Raw genomic sequence first — 18946 nt, 5'->3', positions numbered from 1 at the left:
GCTGGGGGGTATGGCATCCTGGCGGCTCTTTCATCCGGCTATCACTCTTTCCTTTCCAGGCCCGCTCCATGTCCAGCATTCCCAGTCCCGTCCTCGGCACGCCCCTGTCCCCCCTGGCCACCCGCGTCATGCTGCTCGGGTCGGGCGAACTGGGCAAAGAGGTCATCATCGCCCTGCAGCGGCTGGGCGTGGAAGTCATTGCGGTGGACCGGTATGCGGACGCGCCCGGACACCAGGTGGCGCATCGCGCGCATGTGGTGTCGATGACGGATCCCGAAGCCCTGGAAAAGGTCATCCGGCAGGAGCAGCCGCACGTTATTGTCCCCGAAATCGAGGCCATTGCCACCAATTTGCTGGTGCAGCTCGAATCGGCCGGCGTGGCGCGGGTCACGCCGACCGCCCGGGCGGCGCAACTGACCATGAACCGCGAGGGCATCCGCCGTCTGGCGGCCGAGACCCTGGGCCTGCCCACGTCGCCCTATGCCTTCGTCGACACGGAAGACGAGTTGCGCCAGGCCATCGATGGCGGCATCGGCTATCCCTGCGTCATCAAGCCGGTCATGTCGTCGTCCGGCAAGGGCCAGTCCCTCATCAAGGCGCCCGAAGAGGTCGCGTCCGCCTGGCGCTACGCCCAGGAAGGCGGCCGGGTCGGCGGCGGCCGCGCCATCGTCGAGGGCTTCATTCGCTTCGACTACGAAATCACACTGTTGACCGTCCGCGCCCGTGGCGCCGACGGCCAGGTCGAGACCCGCTATTGCGAGCCGATCGGCCACAAGCAGGTCGACGGCGACTATGTCGAAAGCTGGCAGCCGCATCCCATGTCGCCGGCCGCGCTGGCGCGGGCCCGCGAGATCGCGTCGGCGGTCACGGCGGAATTGGGCGGGCTGGGCATCTTCGGTGTCGAACTGTTCGTGGCCGGTGACCAGGTCTGGTTTTCGGAAGTGAGCCCGCGGCCGCACGATACGGGCATGGTCACCATGATCACCCAGGCCCAGAACGAATTCGAGCTGCACGCCCGCGCCCTGCTGGGGCTGCCGGTGGACACCTCGCTGCGCCAGCCCGGCGCCAGCAGCGTCATCTATGGCGGCGTCGACGCCCAGGCCGTGTCGTTCCACAACGTGGCGCAGGCTCTGGCCGAGCCCGGCACCGATATCCGCCTGTTCGGCAAGCCCGAATCCTTCGTCAAGCGCCGCATGGGCGTGGGCCTGGCCGTGGCCGACGACGTCGCGGCGGCCCGTGCCAAGGCCAAGCGCGTTTCCGCCGCCGTGACCGTCAAGGCCGGCTGAGCTTCCCGCTTTTCCCGGGCGCTTGGCGCCCGGCTTCCCGTTGTTTCCCGCCACCGCCCCACCGGCCGGTGGCTTTTTTTCGTCGTTCGGCCGCAACAAACGCCGATTGAATCCACGGCGAAAGCGGTTGAATACGCTGCGCTTGCGGTCTTGCCCCCACCGGGAGTGTGGTTTGTGTTTTCGCACAGTTTGTTCGATAATTTCAGGAATTTCTGAAAACGGCGTAACTATTTATGTTTGCGCCGTTGCATTTGTCGGCCTGGATTCCTCATGGTGCTTACCCCCCAAAACGAACGTTTCGTCCTGCACTTCGGCGAAATGGGCAGCCGTTGGGGCGTGAACCGCACCGTCGGCCAGATCTACGCCTTGCTGTTCCTGGCGCCCCAGCCCCTGCATGCCGACGACATCGCCGAAACGCTCGGCTTTTCCCGCTCGAACGTCAGCCTGGGCCTGAAGGAACTGCAGTCCTGGCGCCTGGTGAAGCTGGTGCACCAGGTCGGCGACCGCCGCGACTACTTCGAGACCCCCAAGGATGTGTGGGAGATCTTCCGCATCCTCATGGAAGAAAAGCGCAAGCGCGAGATCGATCCCACCCTGACCCTGCTGCGCGACACGCTGCTCGAGCCCCCGAGCGGGCCCGATGGCGCCTACGCCCAGCAGCGCATGACCGAAATGCTGGAGCTCATCGAACTGTCCACCGGATGGTTCGATGAGGTTCAACGTCTGCCGCCGGAGACACTGCAGAACCTGATGAAACTGGGTTCGAAGGTGCAGAAAGTGCTGGGCTTCGCCGGCAAGTTGCGGGGCAAGGGTTGATTTTTGATCTGCCCCGTTTTTTTCAGGAAACCTCTATGAAGCTGTATACAACGCCCTTATCATGGCGCCAGAGTCGGCCTGGGAACCATGCCGGTTGCTGTGGCTACTCACCTGCAAGGGAGCGCCTCAATGATTGATCTCGACGTCGTCAACCTGTCGCGATTCCAGTTTGCCGCGACCGCGCTGTACCACTTCCTCTTCGTCCCCCTCACGCTCGGCCTGTCGTTCATCCTGGCCATCATGGAGAGCGTGTACGTCATGACTGGCCGCCCCATCTGGAAGCGGATGACAATGTTCTGGGGCACCCTGTTCGGCATCAACTTCGCGCTGGGCGTGGCCACGGGCGTGGTCATGGAGTTCCAGTTCGGCATGAACTGGTCGTACTACAGCCACTACGTGGGCGACATCTTCGGCGCGCCGCTGGCGCTCGAAGGGCTGATGGCCTTCTTCCTGGAAGCCACCTTCGTCGGCCTGTTCTTCTTCGGCTGGAACCGCATGTCCAAGGTCAGCCACCTGGTGGTGACCTGGCTGGTGGCGTTCGGCACCAACTTCTCGGCGCTGTGGATCCTGATCGCCAACGGCTGGATGCAGAACCCGGTGGGCGCGGTGTTCAACCCCGACACCATGCGCATGGAAATGACCGACTTCGCCGCGGTGATCTTCAACCCGGTGGCGCAGGCCAAGTTCGTGCACACGGTCAGCGCGGGCTACGTCGCGGGCGCCATGTTCGTCATGGCGATCAGCGCCTGGTACCTGCTCAAGGGCCGCCACACCGACCTGGCCAAGCGCTCGATGGCGGTGGCCGCCAGCTTCGGCCTGGCTTCTGCGCTGTCGGTGGTGGTGCTGGGTGACGAAAGCGGTTATCTCACCACCGAGCACCAGAAGATGAAGATCGCGGCCATGGAATCCATGTGGCACACCGAGCCGGCGCCCGCGTCCTTCAACCTGATCGCGCTGCCCAACCAGGCCGAACGCAAGAACGACTTCGCCATCGAGATCCCCTACGTCATGGGCATCATCGGCACGCGTTCGCTGACGACGCCGCTGCTGGGCATCAACGACCTGATCCTGCGGGCCGAGAACCGCATTCGCGACGGCATGGTGGCGTACGATGCGCTGCAGAAGATACGCGCCAATCCCAAGGACGTCGACGCGCGCATGGTGTTCGACCGCACCTGGCCCGATCTCGGCTACGCGCTGCTGGTCAAGCGCTACCAGCCAGACATGAGCAAGGTCACCGAGGAAGACATCAAGAAGGCCGCGGTGGATACCGTGCCGAACGTGGCGCCGCTGTTCTGGGCGTTCCGCATCATGGTGGCCGTGGGCATGTACCTGATCCTGTTCTTCGGCGTGGCGTTCTGGCTGGCCTCGCGCGGCCGCCTGGACAGCCGTCGCGGCCTGCTGAAGGTGGCGCTGTGGAGCCTGCCCCTGCCCTGGGTCGCCATCGAGAGCGGCTGGTTCGTGGCCGAGTACGGCCGCCAGCCGTGGGTGATCGAAGGCGTGCTGCCGACGTACTACGCGGCATCGGGCCTGACTATCGCCGACCTGGCCATCAGCCTGACGATCTTCCTGGTGCTGTACACCGCGCTGCTGATCATTGGCGTGAAGGTCATGCTGCACGCCGTGCGCAAGGGCCCGAAGTCCGACGCGCCGGCCCCGGCCAGCGCCGCCGCCGATCCCGTCCACGCCGCCGTGCGCGCTTAAGGGGAGAGAAACAATGGATACCCTTATTCCTTTCGACTACGCCACCTTGCGGGTGGTCTGGTGGGTGCTGCTGGGCGCGCTGCTGATCGGCTTTGCCGTCATGGACGGCTTCGACCTGGGCGTGGCCGCGCTGTTGCCGGTGGTCGCCAAGACCGATGCCGAACGCCGCGTGGTGATCAACGTGGTCGGCCCCGTGTGGGAAGGCAACCAGGTGTGGCTGATCACCGCGGGCGGCGCCATCTTCGCCGCCTGGCCGCTGTTGTATGCCGCTTCGTTCTCGGGCTTCTACCTGGCGATGATGCTGGCGCTGATCGCGCTGATCCTGCGTCCGGTCGGGTTCAAGTACCGCAGCAAGATGGAAGGCACGCGCTGGCGCAACAGTTGGGACGGCGTGCTGTGCTTCTCGGGCGTGGTGGCCTCGCTGGTGTTTGGCGTGGCCGTGGGCAACATCATCCTCGGCGTGCCGTTCACGTTCGACGGCAACGCGCTGCGCATGGTGTACCAGGGCCATTTCTACCAGTTGTTCACGCCCTTCGCGCTGCTGTGCGGCGTGTTGAGTGTGTTGATGCTGGCCATGCACGGCGCCGTGCTGCTGGCGTGGCGCACCGAGGACCCGGTGTCGTCGCGGGCCCGTAACTGGGGCCGCCTGTGCGCGCTGCTGACGCTGGCGCTGTTCGTCGCGGGCGGCTTCTGGGTGGCCAAGCTGGGCGGCCATGCGATCACCAGCACTGTCGACCTGCAAGGGCCGTCGGACCCCATGCTCAAGACGGTCGCCGTGGCGCCGGGCGCCTGGATGGCCAACTACGCCAAGTGGCCGCTGATGTGGATCGCGCCGGCGTTGGGCGTGGCCGGCGCCGTGCTGGTGCTGCTGCTGTTGACGCTGCGCGCCAATGTGCTGTCGTTCCTGGCCTCGGCGGTATCGATCGCCGGGATCATCCTGACAGTCGGCTTTTCGCTGTTCCCGTTCCTGATGCCCTCGTCCAGCAACCCGAAGGCGGGCCTGACGGTCTGGGACGCCTCCTCCAGCCACATGACGTTGTGGATCATGGTGATCGCCGTCGTCATCTTCCTGCCCATCGTGACGCTCTACACCGCCTGGGTGTACCGCGTGATGCGGGGCAAGGTGACCCACGCATCCGTGGGCGACACGCCCAACTCATACTGACAAGGAGTCTGCACCATGTGGTATTTCTCATGGGTACTCGGCCTGGGATTGGCGTGTGCGTTCGCCATCCTTAATGCAATGTGGTTCGAGCTGCGCGAAGGTCACTCGCATGACCCGCGCGCCAACCGCGACGACGAGTGAACGGCCGCGCGAGCAGCCTGGAGCACGATCCCTCGGCCAGCCTGCGCAAGCCGCCGCGCGAGCAATCGCGCTGGTTGATGGCGCTGGCCGGGGTGGCGCGGCTCCCGCTGATGTTGGCCGGCGCCGCGCCCCTGGCGTCGGGCGCGCTGCTGGTGGCGCAGGCCTGGCTGCTGGCCAGCGTGCTGGATGCCGCCATCGTCCGGCACGTCGCGCGCCAGGAGTTGCTGGGGCAGATCCTGGCCATCGTGGCCCTGATCCTGGTGCGTGCATGCATTACCTGGGCGGGTGAGCGCGCCGGGGCGGACGCCGCCGAACGCATCAAGCGCCATGTGCGCCAGGCCCTGTTTGCGCGCCTGCTGCAAAAAGGACCTGACTGGAGCCGCAGACAGGCCTCGGGTGAAATCGCCAGCGCGCTGGTGGATCAGGTCGAGGCGCTCGACGGCTTTTTCGCCAAGTACCTGCCGGCCATGGCCGCGGCGGCGCTGCTGCCGGTGGCGTTTTCGGTATTGCTGCTGCCGGTCGACGTGATCGCCGGGTTGGTGTTGTTGATCACGGCGCCGCTGATTCCCTTGTTCATGGCGTTGGTGGGCTGGGGTGCGCAAGGCGCCAGCCGCCGCCACTTGCGCGCTTTCGCCCGCCTGTCGGGGTTTTTCGCTGACCGCATGCGCGGCCTGTCGACACTCAAGCTGTACGGTCGCGCCGAGGCCGAGGCGGCGTCCGTGGCCGCGGCCAGCGATGCGCTGCGCCAGCGCACCATGTCCGTGCTGCGCATCGCCTTTCTTTCCTCGGCGGTGCTGGAGTTCTTTGCCGCGCTCGGCGTGGCGGGCGTGGCCGTCTACATCGGCCTGAGCTACCTGGGTTTCCTGGACCTGCGCTGGTCGCCTTTCACGCTGCAGGCCGGGTTGTTCTGCCTGCTGATGGCGCCCGAAGTCTATGCGCCGCTGCGCCAGTTCGCGGCGCACTATCATGACCGCGCCACGGCGTTGGCGGCGGTGTCGCAGATCGCCACGTTGTTCGATGGCCTGCCGCGGGAGGAGGGCGTCGCGCCCGCGTCCGATGCGCCGCTGGCGCGCCCGCCGGGCGGCGCTGCGGCAACGGTGGCCGGCCTGACGGTGACGGCACCTGGCCGGCCGTCGCCGGTGTTGGCCGATGTGGCCTTGACGCTGGCGCCGGGTGAACATGTGGCGCTGATGGGCCCCAGCGGCATCGGCAAGTCGACCCTGATCGAAGCGATCGCGCGACTGCGCCCCGCCCAGGGCGACATCCGTCTGGACGGGGTGCCCCTGGATCAGTGGGGCGAGGCCGATTTGCGCGCGCGCGTGGCCTTGATCGGGCAGAAGCCGCAACTGCTGGCCGGCTCGATTGCCGACAACATCCGCCTGGGCCGTCCGCAGGCCGACGACGCGACGCTGCGGGAAGCCGCCCGCCGTGCCTGTGTGCTGGAGTTTGCCGCCGGACTGCCGCAGGGGCTGGACACGCTGTTGGGCAGTCGCGGACATGGCCTGTCGGGCGGCCAGGCGCAGCGCGTCGCGCTGGCACGGCTGTTCCTGCGCGATCCGGGCCTGATCCTGCTGGACGAACCCACCGCGCATCTGGACGAGGCGACACAGGCGCGCGTACTGGACGAGATCCTGGCATTCGCCGCCGGCCGGACGCTGTTGCTGGCCACGCATTCGCCCGCGGTCGCCGCGCGTTTCCCGCGGGTGCTGCGCATCGCCGATGCACAAGTGAAAGACGCATGAAGAATCTATTGCTGCTCCTGCCGCTCTACGCACGCCGCAAGGGCGGGCTGCTGCTGGCGTTGTTCTGCGCCCTGGCGACTGTCGCCGCGGGCGTGGGGCTGCTTGGCGTGTCGGGCTGGTTCCTGACCGGCGCGGCGCTGGCCGGCGCCGGGGGCGCCTTCAACCTGTTCGCGCCGTCCGCGCTGGTGCGCGGCCTGTCGTTCCTGCGGATCGTTTCGCGCTACGCCGACCGCGTGGTCGGGCATGCGGCCACGCTGCGCCTGTTGGCGGATTTGCGCGCGGCGGTGTTCGCCGCGCTGATCCGGTTGACGCCACGACAGCTGGCGCGCTATCGCAGCGGCGACCTGGTGGCCCGCATGACCGGCGATGTCGATGCGCTGGACACCGTCTTCCTGTTCGTGCTGGCGCCGCTGGCTACCGCCATCCTGGCCGGCGCGGCGCTGACGGCGGTGCTGGGCTATTGGGTGCCCGCGGCCGCGCTGGTGTTCGCGCTGGCCCTGCTGACGGTTTGCGTGCTGGTGCCGCTGTGGCTGCTGCGGGCGGCGCGCGCGCCCGGCGCGGCGGCGCAGGAAAGCGCCGCCGGATTGCGCGCCGCGACGCTGGACGCGGTCGATGGCCATGCCGACATGGTGGCGCTGCACGCGCAGGCGCAGACCCATGCGCATTTCGAACGGCTGTGCCAGACCAGCGCCAGGGCGCGCGCCAGCCAGGCGCGGGTGGCCGCCAGGGGACAGTGGTTCCTGCAGGCGGCGGCGGGGCTGTCGCTGGTGGCCTTGCTGTGGTTCGGCCTGGCACAGCATGAAGCCGGCGCGCTGGAGGGGCCGCTGCTGGCGGGCCTGCTGCTGGCCGTGATCGGCATTTTCGAAGTGGCGGGTCCCATCATGCGCGGGGCCTCGCGCATGGGGTCGGCCCTGTCGGCCGCGCAGCGCATCCGCGATGTGGCGCAGCGCGAACCCGACATGCGCGATCCGGCCGCGCCCAGTCCGCTGCCGCGACGCGGCGCATTGGAAGTGGTGGACCTGACGTTCGCCTATCCGGCCAGGTCGGCGGAGCCGCCCGCGCCATTGCTGCGCGATCTGCGCCTGCGGGTGGAGCCCGGCGAACGGGTGGCGATCCTGGGCGAAAGCGGCGTGGGCAAGTCCACCTTGCTGCACCTGCTGTTGCGCCTGGAGGATCCGCTGGCGGGCCAGGTGCGCTACGCCGATGTGGACGCCCGCGCCTGCGCCCAGGCCGACTGGCATCGACGCATCGCCTTGCTGTCGCAGGATGCGCCGGTGTTCCTGGGAACGCTGCGCACCAACCTGCTGATCGGCGACCCGCAGGCCGACGATGCCACGCTGTGGCGCGCCCTCGACGCGGCCCGGCTGGGGGAGTTCGTGCGGGGCCTGCCCGACGGCCTGGATACCTGGACCGGCGAGACCGGCTCGCAATTGTCCGCCGGCCAGGCGCGGCGTCTGTGTCTGGCGCGCGCCTTGCTGTCGCCGGCAGAGGTCATCGTGCTGGACGAGCCGACGGCCGGCCTGGACGGCGCGGCCGAAGCCGCGTTCTTCGCCGACCTGGGGCAGGCGGTGCAGGGGCGCACGGTCGTGTTGGCGACGCACGCCGCATTGCCCGCCGGCGCCGTCGACCGCTGTTGCATATTGCGCGGCGGACAGTTGCATGACGTGTCATCGGCGATGGCAATCCTGGCTTAAGCGCGGTTGCGCGGTTATAGTTCGCGTTGCTTCAATTCTTCAGGGCCGTCTTCCATGCAGACCGACAACGCCGAGTACATCCGGCGCACCATCCGCAGCGTTCCAGACTGGCCCCAACCCGGCATCATTTTCCGGGACATCACGCCGGTGCTGCAGGATCCTCGTGCGTTCCGGGTGCTGATCGATCTCTTCGTCTACCGCTACATGCGCCAGCGCCTGGACCTGGTGGCCGGCGTGGACGCGCGCGGTTTCATCATCGGCAGCGTGCTGGCCTATGAACTCAACCTGGGTTTCGTGCCGGTGCGCAAGAAGGGCAAGCTGCCTTATCGCACGGTGGCCGAGGAATACTCGCTGGAGTACGGCAATGCCGCCGTCGAAATGCACACGGACTCCGTGCGCACGGGGCAGCGCGTCCTGCTGGTGGATGACCTGATCGCCACCGGCGGCACCATGTTGGCGGCGATCAAGCTGTTGCAGCGCCTGGGTGCGAACGTGGTCGAGGCCGCCGCCATCATCGACCTGCCCGAGCTGGGCGGTTCGGCCAAGATCGCGGCCACCGGCACGCCCTTGTACACCGTCTGTCAGTACGACAGCGCGTCCGTCTGAAACGCGGCGGCGAGCCCGAAGGAAAAGGGCTCAGGCGTCCGACAGCCGCGGCTGGATGAAGTCCAGGAAGGCCTTGGTCTTGGCGGGCAGCATGCGGGACGGCAGCAAGGCGAACAGGGGCAGCGGCGTCAGGCTCCAGTCGGGCAGCACCCGCACCAGTCCGGCCTGCTTGATCGCGCGCTCCATTGCATCGAACACCAGCAGTGGCGTGATACCCAGCCCCTGGCCGGCCAGGCGTCCCAGCATGCCGACGTTGTTGGCGGACAGCCGCCCGGAGACCTGCACGCGCTCGACCTTGTCGCCTGAATGAAGCATCCAGAAGGATGACTCGTCGCGCATCGTCGGCCGCAGGCATTCGTGATGCGTCAGGTCGGCCGGCACCCGCGGTTCGCCGTGGCGTGCCAGGTAATCCGGCGAGGCATACAGCTGGTGGGCCATCAGCACGATCTTGCGTGAAATCAGGCTGGAATCGGGTTGCTGCCCGAATCGAAGGATCAGGTCGAATGGATTGCTGATGGGATCGATCGGCCGCATGCTCAGATCGAAATCGCACTCGATATCCGGATGCTGTTCGCGGAATTCGCGGATCACGGCGGGCAGGAACAACTGCGCCAGGCTGGTCGGCAGCGAGATGCGCAGGCGGCCCTTGGGCTGCACCGCCATATCGAGCAACTGATCGTGGGCGATGCGGGCTTCTTCGACGATGTGCCGGCACCGCTCGAAATAGATGGCGCCGGCTTCGGTCAGGTCGATCTTGCGGGTGCTGCGGTTGAGCAGCCGCATGCCTACGCTGCGCTCGAGTTCGCTGACACGGCGTGACAGCGTGGACGTCGGAATATTCAAGGCTTCCGCGGCATGGCTGAAGTTCTTGCGCTTGGCGACCTCGACGAAAAGCGCGATGTCGTTAAGCTGGATGTCCATGGAGCCCTCGATTTCAATTCCATTTCTGGCAGGGTCATATGATAAATGGAATTATTGTCCCGGCAGTGGAAATGTCTATTTAGTTAGGACAAAGAAACTTCGGGGCGCGGCTGCGCCCATTTTTCGTTACACGGCTGGCGCGTAGCTGAATGGACGACGGCGGATCACATCGGAGCAAGGTCGGCATTGCGCAATTGATGCGCAGGTTCCGCGTATGTGCTCGGCAATTGTCCCGCATATGCAAATATGTTCACCAAAATAAGGGTTTTTACTAAGGCCTGATCGCCAGATACTTCACCCCAGCAATCGAATTGACACATTGCCGCCGTCGCCCTGGCGGCGGACGGTGTGCCAGGTTTAGGATGGAGTCAACGCAATGAAAGCCCTAGCTACCGCAATCATGGTTACCGCAACGCTCGCGGGCATGTCCGCCGCCCACGCCGAAGGCAAGACCCGCGAACAGGTCCAGCAGGAACTGCAGGCCGCCAAGGCCGCCGGCCAGGTCACGTTCGGCGAACAGGATTACCCCCCCGCCATTCCCCAGCAGACCAACCTGACGCGCGAACAGGTCCAGCAGGAGCTGCAAAGCGCCAAGGCCGCCGGCCAGGTCACCACCGGCGAGCTGGATTACCCGCCGCGTGCCGCCGCCCCGCAGGCCATGGGCAAGACGCGCGAGCAGGTGCGCGAAGAACTGGCCCAGGCCAAGGCCCGCGGCGAATACACCTTCGGTGAACTCGACTACCCGCCCAAGGGGCGCTGAGTCGTCACGGCCGCGCCGCATGGAGGCATAAGCCCCTGCAAGGGGTTTTGCCTTTGATGCGGGAGGCTGCGTGTGGCCTCGCATGTGGTGTTTATGCCGCAAAAATTGTGCGGCTCGCGCAACAGGTGATGTCGATCGCCCGGCCCGCCGGGCCACGTCGCGGAGGCCGTCGCGGCGCGATTGCGAGCAACAATTCGCATTTGATATCAAGACGTTAAAGCGCGTTCCTCGAGGTGCGGAAGCGGCTGCCGCCGCGCATTATCCCACCCATGGAAAGTAGTTCTTCGAAATTCGGATTACTTCAAATTGTTCCAGGTCCGACACTAGATTCAGTGCAGACGCCGCTCGCTTTTTCGTAGCGGCACGCAGCCCGAAGCGGAACCCGCCGTACGGATGCGGATTGCCTTTATCTTGCCATTTCGAGGACTCTCATGAAAAAGACGCTATTGGCTGTCGCGTTGCTGACCGGCTTTGCCGGTGCCGCGCAGGCTGCCGACTCCGTGACGCTGTACGGCTTGATCGACGCCGGTATCGGCTACGAAAAAGTCAAATTCAACGGCAATTCGCAAAGCCGCGTCGCCGGCGTGCAGGGCGTGAGCAGCGGTTCGCGCTTCGGCCTGCGCGGCTCGGAAGACCTGGGCGATGGCTTGCGCGCCGTGTTCAACCTGGAAGGCGGCTTCGGCCCGATGAACGGCCAGTCGCTGCAAAGCGGCCGTCTCTGGGGCCGCCAGGCCACCGTGGGCCTGGACAGCGACTCGTGGGGCCGCCTGGAATTCGGCCGCCAGACCAACCTGGCCTCGAAGTACTTCGGCTCGATCGACCCGTTCTCGATCAGCTACAACAACGCCAACCTGGGCACCACGTTCAGCAGCGCCAACACGATGCGCCTGGACAACATGGTGCTGTACCAGACCCCCAGCATGGACGGCTTCAAGATCGGCGTGGGCTATTCGTTCAGCGCCGATGACAGCGTGGAAGACGGCGTCAAGGAAAAGCACCAGACCGGCTTTGCCACGGGCAACAACAACCGTGTGCTGACCGCGGGTGTGCAATACCTGAACGGCCCGCTGAACCTGGCGGCAGCCTATGACCGCTTCAATCCGTCCAATGACAACATCGGCGGCAAGTCCAGCGCGCGTATCCAGTCGTACCTGATTGGCGGCACCTACGACTTCGAGGTGGTCAAGGTGGCGGCGGCTTTCGGCCAGACTCGCGACGGCTGGTTCGTAGGCCAGAACATGGGCACCACGCCGGACGGCATGCAGAAGTTCGGCACGTTCAAGCTGGCCGACGGCTTCCGCGCCAATTCCTACATGATCGGCGCCACCGTGCCGCTGGGCCGCCACGCTGTCTTCGGCTCGTGGCAGCGCGCCGCGCCGAGCAACGACAAGCTGACCGGCGACGACGCGACCTTCAACGTCTACAGCCTGGGCTACACGTACGACTTCACCAAGCGCACCAACCTGTATGCGTATGCGTCCTACGCCGACAACTACGCGTTCCAGCGCGATGCCAGCGACACCGCCTTCGCGGTGGGTCTGCGTCACCGGTTCTAAGCGCAGGCGCCGGCCTGGCTGCACCTTGCTGAATGCGCGGCACATCTCCGTGAGCCGCCGAGTGACAGCGAACCCCCCCTCCAGGTTGCAGCCGGGCGGGTCTTGAGCAAAGAAGGGCAGGGCCTCCGTTTGGAGGCCCTCTCGCTTTCCGGACCGGGAATTACAGGAACAGCTTGTAGGCCGGGTTGTCGGTCTCGTTCCAGTGTGGATAGCCGAGCTCGGCCACGAAGTTGCGGAATTGCTTCTTGTCGGCCGGCGGCACCTGGATGCCGATCAGGATGCGGCCGTAGTCGGCGCCCTGGTTGCGGTAGTGGAACAGGCTGATGTTCCATTCCGGGTTCATCGCGTTCAGAAAGCGCATCAGCGCGCCCGGCCGCTCGGGAAATTCGAAGCGGTACAGCAACTCGTCGCGCGCCTGCGCCGAGCGGCCGCCGACCATGTGGCGCAAGTGGGTCTTGGCCATTTCGTCGTGCGTCAGGTCCAGCGTATCGAAGCCATGGCGGCGGAAGTGGCCGGCAATCCTGTCGGGTTCGGTCGGCGCTGAAACCTGCAGGCCGACGAAGACATGGGCGCGGTCGGAATCGGAGATGCGGTAATTGAATTCGGTCACGCTGCGCTCGCCGACCAGTTCGCAGAAGCGGCGGAAGCTGCCGCGCTGTTCCGGCATGGTGACGGCGAAGACGGCCTCGCGCATCTCGCCGACCTCGGCGCGTTCGGCCACGAAGCGCAGGCGGTCGAAGTTCATGTTGGCGCCGCAGGCGATGGCCACCAGCGTCTTGTCCTTGAGCTTGTGTTCGGCGGCGTACTGCTTGGCGCCCGCCACGGCCATGGCGCCGGCCGGCTCCAGTACGCTGCGGGTGTCCTGGAACACGTCCTTGATGGCGGCGCAGATGGAATCGGTGTCCACCACGACGAAATCATCGACGTACTTGCGGGTGAGCTTGAAGGTCTCGGCGCCGACCAGCTTGACCGCGGTGCCATCGGAGAACAGCCCCACGTCGTTCAACTGCACGCGGCGGCCGGCGCGCACGCTGCGCAGCATGGCGTCGGAGTCTTCGGTCTGCACGCCGATGATCTTGATCTCGGGGCGCAGCTGTTTGATGTAGGCGGCCACGCCGGCGATCAGGCCGCCTCCGCCGATGGCCACGAAGATGGCGTCGATCGGGCCGGGATGCTGGCGCAGGATCTCCATGCCGACCGTGCCCTGGCCCGCGATCACGTCGGGATCGTCGAAGGGGTGCACGAAGGTCAGTTTTTCCTTTTTCTCCAGCGTCTGCGCGTGGGCGTAGGCATCGGAGAAGCTTTCGCCGGCCAGCACCACTTCGCCGCCCAGCCGGCGCACCGCGTCGATCTTGACCTGCGGGCTGGTGGTGGGCATGACGATGACCGCGCGGCAGCCGAGCCGGGACGCGGCCAGCGCCACGCCCTGGGCGTGGTTGCCGGCCGAGGCCGCGATCACGCCGCGGTTGCGCGCCGCCGGCGCCAGGTTGGCCATCTTGTTGTACGCCCCGCGCAGCTTGAAGCTGAAGACGGCCTGGGTGTCCTCGCGCTTGAGCAGGATCGTGTTCGCCATGCGCTGCGACAACAGCGGCGCGGCTTCAAGCGGCGATTCGACCGCGACGTCGTAGACCTTGGAGGTCAGGATGCGTTTCAGATAATCGGTGGACATGGACTGCGCGAGGGTTGGAGCGGAAAGAGGGCGGGGCGCGGGCAGGCCCGCGCGCCGTGGTGTGAGCGCGATTATTGCAGGGAAAGCCGCGTCTCCGAGGGTTTTCAGGCGCTTTCGCCACGCACCGGACGGCCGCGGCCGCGCGCGGCTACACTCGCTGGCATCATGGAAGAAAGCCTCCTCTCCGCCGTCCACTGGTTGCTTGGCCTGCTGGCCTTGCCCTCGGTCGGCCTGCCCGCGATCTTTGCGGTGTCGTTGATTTCCGCCACGCTGCTGCCGCTGGGGTCCGAGCCGGCGGTGTTCGGTTATCTGAAACTGTCGCCGGACATGTTCTGGCCCGCCATTCTGGTGGCGACCGCCGGCAACACCATTGGCGGGGCCATCAGCTATGCCATGGGCCTGGGCGCGGAGAAGGCGGTCGAGCGCTGGAAAGAGCGCCACCCGCACGCGCCGGCCGAACGACGCATGCGCGGCCGTTGGCACGAGCGCGCCCACGACTGGATCCACCGCATGGGACCGCCGGCGCTGCTGCTGTCCTGGCTGCCGGCGGTGGGCGATCCGCTGTGCGCCGTGGCCGGATGGCTGCGGCTGCCGTTCTGGCCTTGCGTGGCCTATATGGCCATCGGCAAATTCCTGCGCTATCTGGCCATGACGGCCAGCCTGCTGTGGCTGTTTCCCGGGCAGGTCTAGCGCTGACGTCCCGCTTAATTGGGGACATATAAACATGCAATTGCCCCGGTTTTGGACGCTTCCCAGGGGGTATTCGGGGGCAGTTCCGGCCAATGGCATAAAATAATTTTTTAAGGGCCCCCTCTTGCCGCCATGAACGCCCCACTCGCCAGCCACATCTTGAACGGGGCGACGCCGCCCGCAGCACCCGCGCGACTGCGCGAAATCCCCTACAACTACACGTCGTTTTCCGATCGCGAGATCGTCGGCCGTCTGCTGGGCGATGATGCCTGGAGCCTGCTGACCGACCTGCGCGGCGAACGCCGCACGGGGCGGTCCGCCCGCATGTTGTACGAGGTGCTGGGCGACATCTGGGTGGTGCGCCGCAACCCGTACCTGCAGGACGACCTGCTGGACAATCCCAAGCGCCGCAAGCAGCTGATCGATGCGCTGCACCATCGGCTGGGCGAGATCGACCGCCGCCGCGAACCCGGCGCGCCGGCCGAGGCCGGCCACGATCCGCATCGCGATGAGAAAGTGCTGGGCCTGCTGGGTCGGGCGCGTTCGGCCATTGCCGCCTTCGAGGGCGAGTTCGACCAGACCGCCATGCTGCGCAAGCAGGCGCAGAAGGTGCTGGGCCGCATCACCGCGCGCGACAACATCAAGTTCGACGGCCTGTCGCGCGTATCGCACGTGACCGACGCCACCGACTGGCGCGTGGAGTACCCCTTCGTGGTGCTGACGCCGGACACGGAAGACGAGATCGCCGCGCTGGTCACCGCCTGTATCGAGCTGGGCCTGACCATCGTGCCGCGCGGCGGCGGCACCGGCTACACCGGCGGCGCGATTCCGCTGACCTGGAAGTCGGCCGTCATCAACACCGAGAAATTCGACAAGCTGGGCAAGGTCGAGTCCTGTATCCTGCCCGGGCTCACCGAGCCCGTGGCCGTCATCCATGCCGGCGCCGGCGTGGTGACCAAGCGGGTGTCGGAGGCGGCCGAGGCGGCCGGTTTCGTGTTCGCCGTGGACCCGACCTCGGCCGAGGCCTCGTGCGTGGGCGGCAACATCGCCATGAACGCCGGCGGCAAGAAGGCCGTGTTGTGGGGCACCGCGCTCGACAACCTGGCCTGGTGGCGCATGGTCGACCCGGACGGCAACTGGCTCGAAGTGACGCGCCTGGCGCACAACATGGGCAAGATCCATGACGTCGACGTGGCCCGTTTCGAACTCAAGTGGTTCGACGGCCGCGGCAAGCCGGGCGAGCGCCTGCTCAAGACCGAGACCCTGGAAATCGCCGGCCGCGTGTTCCGCAAGGAAGGCCTGGGCAAGGACGTCACCGACAAGTTCCTGGCCGGCCTGCCGGGCATCCAGAAGGAAGGCTGCGACGGCCTGATCACGTCGGCGCGCTGGGTGCTGCACCGCATGCCCAAGCATACGCGCACGGTCTGCATGGAATTCTTCGGCCAGGCGCGCGACGCGATTCCTTCGATCGTCGAGGTCAAGGGCTACCTGGACGGCGAGGGCCGCGCCCGCGGCGCCATCCTGGCCGGCCTGGAGCACCTGGACGAGCGCTACCTGCGCGCGGTTGGCTATGCCACCAAGAGCAAGCGCGGCTCGCTGCCCAAGATGGTGCTGATCGGCGATATCGTCGGGGACGACGAGGACGCCGTGGCCGCGGCCGCCAGCGAAGTGGTGCGCCTGGCCAACACCCGCCACGGCGAAGGCTTCGTCGCGGTGAGCGCAGAGGCCCGCAAGAAGTTCTGGCTCGACCGCTCGCGCACCGCGGCGATCGCGCGCCACACCAACGCCTTCAAGATCAACGAAGACGTGGTGATCCCGCTGCCGCGCATGGGCGAATACACCGACCATATCGAGCGCATCAACATCGAGCTGTCGACCCGCAACAAGCTGCGCCTGCTGGGCGCGCTGGACGACTACCTCTGTACGCCCTTGCCGGTCGGCAAGGCCGAGGACGCCGCCGACGACGATGAAACCCGCGCCGAGGTGCTGGCCGAACGCACGCGCCAGGCCATCGAGCTGCTGGCCGCCGCGCGCCAGCGCTGGCAGTGGTTGCTGGACAATCTGGACCTGCCGTTGGCGGACGCCATGCCGCAGTTGGAAACGCTGGGCATGGGCCATCTGCGCGCCACGCTGGCCGAGCGCCTGGCGGCGCAGCCGCAGGCGCGCGTGTTCGATGTGGTGCAGGACCGCACCATCCGCGTGTCGTGGAAGACCGAGGTGCTGGCCGGCCTGCAGGCCGCGTTCTCGGGCGCGGCGCGCAAGCCGATCCTGGACGAGCTGGTGGCGATCCATGGCCGCGTGCTCAAGAGCCGCGTATTCGTGGCGCTGCACATGCACGCCGGCGACGGCAACGTGCACACCAACATTCCGGTCAACTCGGACGACTACGGCATGCTGCAGGAGGCCCACCAGGCCGTCGAGCGCATCATGCAGATCGCGCGCGACCTGGACGGCGTGATCTCGGGCGAGCACGGCATCGGCCTGACCAAGTACGAGTTCCTGACGGAGGCCGAACTGGCGCCGTTCCAGGAATACAAGCGTCGCGTCGATCCCAACGGCCACTTCAACGCCGGCAAGCTGATGCCCGGCGCCGACCTGCGCCACGCCTGGACGCCCAGCTTCAACCTGATGGGCCACGAATCGCTCATCATGCAGCAGAGCGACATCGGCGCCATCTCGGATTCGATCAAGGACTGCCTGCGCTGCGGCAAGTGCAAGCCGGTCTGCGCCACCCACGTGCCGCGCGCCAACCTGTTGTACTCGCCGCGCAACAAGATCCTGGCGACCTCGCTGCTGGTCGAGGCCTTCCTGTACGAAGAGCAGACCCGCCGCGGCGTCAGCCTGAAGCACTGGGAAGAATTCGAGGACGTGGCCGACCACTGCACCGTTTGCCACAAGTGCTACAACCCCTGTCCGGTCGACATCGACTTCGGCGACGTATCGATGAGCATGCGCGCCGTGCTGCGCCGCATGGGCCGCAAGTCGTTCAATCCGGGCACGGCCAGCGCCATGTTCTTCCTGAACGCCAAGGACCCGGCCACCATCAACGCCACCCGCAAGGCGATGGTGGGGGTGGGCTACAAGGTGCAGCGCGCCGCGCATGACCTGCTGTCGGGCCTGGTGAAGAAGCAGACCTCGGCGCCGCCAGCCACGGTTGGCAAGCCGCCGCTGCGCGAGCAGGTGGTGCACTTCGTCAACAAGAAGATGCCGGGCGGGCTGCCCAAGCAGGCCGCGCGCAAGCTGCTGGACATCGAGGACGCGAACTACGTACCGATCATCCGCGACCCCAAGGCCACCACGGCCGACACGGAAGCGGTGTTCTACTTCCCGGGCTGCGGTTCGGAACGCCTGTTCTCGCAGGTCGGCCTGGCCACGCAGGCCATGTTGTGGCATGCGGGCGTGCAGACCGTGCTGCCGCCGGGCTATCTGTGCTGCGGCTATCCGCAGCGCGGCAACGGCATGACCGACAAGGCCGAGCAGATCATCACCGACAACCGGGTGCTGTTCCACCGCGTTGCCAACACGCTGAACTACCTGGACATCAAGACCGTGGTGGTCAGCTGCGGCACCTGCTACGACCAGCTGGCCGGCTACGAGTTCGAGAAGATCTTCCCGGGCTGCCGCCTGATCGACATCCACGAATACCTGCTGGAAAAGGGCATCAAGCTCGAAGGCGCCAAGGGCGTGCGCTACATGTATCACGACCCCTGCCACACGCCGATGAAGCTGCAGGATCCGATGAAGACGGTGCGGTCGCTGGTGGGCGACGGCGCGGTCAAGAGCGACCGCTGCTGCGGCGAGTCGGGCACGCTCGCCGTCAGCCGGCCGGACATCTCGACCCAGGTGCGCTTTCGCAAGCAGGAAGAGTTGCTCAAGGGCGATGCGGCCTTGCGCAGCGATGGCTTCACGGGCGACGTCAAGGTGCTGACTTCGTGCCCGTCGTGCCTGCAGGGCCTGTCGCGCTACCAGGGTGATACCGGCATGGACGCCGACTACATCGTGGTCGAGATGGCGCGCCACATCCTGGGCGAAGGCTGGATGGAAGACTACGTGCGCCGCGCCAATGCCGGCGGCATCGAGCGCGTGCTGGTGTAGCGACCGGCGCGGCTGGTATGGCGCGAGGAACGCCCGGCGGTAACGCCGGGCGTTTCGCTTTTTGGCGGACCGGCGCACCGGTTGAGCCAACAGAAAGCTTG

14 protein-coding genes are annotated in these 18946 nt (G+C 66.5%); 12 read left to right on the top strand and 2 right to left on the bottom strand.

Annotated features, from left to right (window positions below; genetic code table 11):
• Positions 1–68: 68 nt before the first annotated feature.
• The 8 genes from purT (at position 69) to AC6CR5_RS18530 (ending at position 9154) form a co-directional block, all read left to right on the top strand.
• Positions 69–1286 (top strand): formate-dependent phosphoribosylglycinamide formyltransferase, encoded by a 1218-nt coding sequence (gene purT / locus AC6CR5_RS18565; protein WP_026382131.1) that lies wholly within the window; start codon positions 69–71, stop codon positions 1284–1286.
• Between the two features lie 270 nt (positions 1287–1556).
• Positions 1557–2102 (top strand): GbsR/MarR family transcriptional regulator, encoded by a 546-nt coding sequence (locus AC6CR5_RS18560; RefSeq protein ID WP_020925982.1) that lies wholly within the window; start codon positions 1557–1559, stop codon positions 2100–2102.
• A 129-nt stretch (positions 2103–2231) separates the two neighbouring features.
• Positions 2232–3806 (top strand): cytochrome ubiquinol oxidase subunit I, encoded by a 1575-nt coding sequence (locus AC6CR5_RS18555; RefSeq protein WP_006389891.1) that lies wholly within the window; start codon positions 2232–2234, stop codon positions 3804–3806.
• A 13-nt stretch (positions 3807–3819) separates the two neighbouring features.
• Positions 3820–4971, top strand: coding sequence for a cytochrome d ubiquinol oxidase subunit II (cydB, locus tag AC6CR5_RS18550; RefSeq protein WP_238920560.1), 1152 nt, complete (start codon positions 3820–3822; stop codon positions 4969–4971).
• Between the two features lie 15 nt (positions 4972–4986).
• A complete protein-coding gene (gene cydX / locus AC6CR5_RS18545) occupies positions 4987–5112 on the top strand; it encodes a cytochrome bd-I oxidase subunit CydX (protein ID WP_020925984.1) in 126 nt (41 codons plus the stop codon).
• The gene (gene cydD, locus AC6CR5_RS18540; protein ID WP_498084805.1) at positions 5109–6854 is read left to right on the top strand and encodes a thiol reductant ABC exporter subunit CydD; all 1746 of its coding nucleotides are present in this window, start codon (positions 5109–5111) and stop codon (positions 6852–6854) included. The genes cydX and cydD overlap by 4 nt, the downstream gene beginning before the upstream one ends.
• On the top strand, positions 6851–8548 hold the full coding sequence (cydC, locus tag AC6CR5_RS18535) for a thiol reductant ABC exporter subunit CydC (RefSeq protein ID WP_006389895.1): 1698 nt from the start codon (positions 6851–6853) through the stop codon (positions 8546–8548). The genes cydD and cydC overlap by 4 nt, the downstream gene beginning before the upstream one ends.
• A 54-nt stretch (positions 8549–8602) precedes the next feature.
• Positions 8603–9154, top strand: a complete 552-nt coding sequence (locus tag AC6CR5_RS18530; RefSeq protein WP_006389896.1) for an adenine phosphoribosyltransferase — start codon at positions 8603–8605, stop codon at positions 9152–9154.
• Between the two features lie 30 nt (positions 9155–9184).
• On the opposite strand, the gene AC6CR5_RS18525 is transcribed toward AC6CR5_RS18530, so the two are convergent.
• Positions 9185–10075, bottom strand: coding sequence for a LysR family transcriptional regulator (locus tag AC6CR5_RS18525; protein WP_006389897.1), 891 nt, complete (start codon positions 10073–10075; stop codon positions 9185–9187).
• 376 nt (positions 10076–10451) lie between these two features.
• Between AC6CR5_RS18525 and AC6CR5_RS18520 the strand changes: the two genes are divergently transcribed.
• On the top strand, positions 10452–10835 hold the full coding sequence (locus tag AC6CR5_RS18520; protein ID WP_006389898.1) for a DUF4148 domain-containing protein: 384 nt from the start codon (positions 10452–10454) through the stop codon (positions 10833–10835).
• A 431-nt stretch (positions 10836–11266) separates the two neighbouring features.
• Positions 11267–12391, top strand: coding sequence for a porin (locus AC6CR5_RS18515; protein ID WP_241072078.1), 1125 nt, complete (start codon positions 11267–11269; stop codon positions 12389–12391).
• 160 nt (positions 12392–12551) lie between these two features.
• Here the strand turns inward: AC6CR5_RS18515 and ilvA are convergent, their stop codons facing one another.
• A complete protein-coding gene (gene ilvA / locus AC6CR5_RS18510) occupies positions 12552–14060 on the bottom strand; it encodes a threonine ammonia-lyase, biosynthetic (protein ID WP_006389900.1) in 1509 nt (502 codons plus the stop codon).
• A 165-nt stretch (positions 14061–14225) separates the two neighbouring features.
• Between ilvA and AC6CR5_RS18505 the strand changes: the two genes are divergently transcribed.
• Positions 14226–14750, top strand: a complete 525-nt coding sequence (locus AC6CR5_RS18505; protein WP_020925988.1) for a YqaA family protein — start codon at positions 14226–14228, stop codon at positions 14748–14750.
• Positions 14751–14882: 132 nt separating this feature from the next.
• The gene (locus tag AC6CR5_RS18500) at positions 14883–18845 is read left to right on the top strand and encodes a DUF3683 domain-containing protein (protein WP_024070656.1); all 3963 of its coding nucleotides are present in this window, start codon (positions 14883–14885) and stop codon (positions 18843–18845) included.
• Positions 18846–18946: the final 101 nt, after the last annotated feature.

This window comes from Achromobacter sp. EG18, from assembly GCF_059759395.1.
The sequence above is the reverse complement of the archived record's forward strand: the minus strand, read 5'-3'. Positions and strand labels throughout refer to the sequence as shown.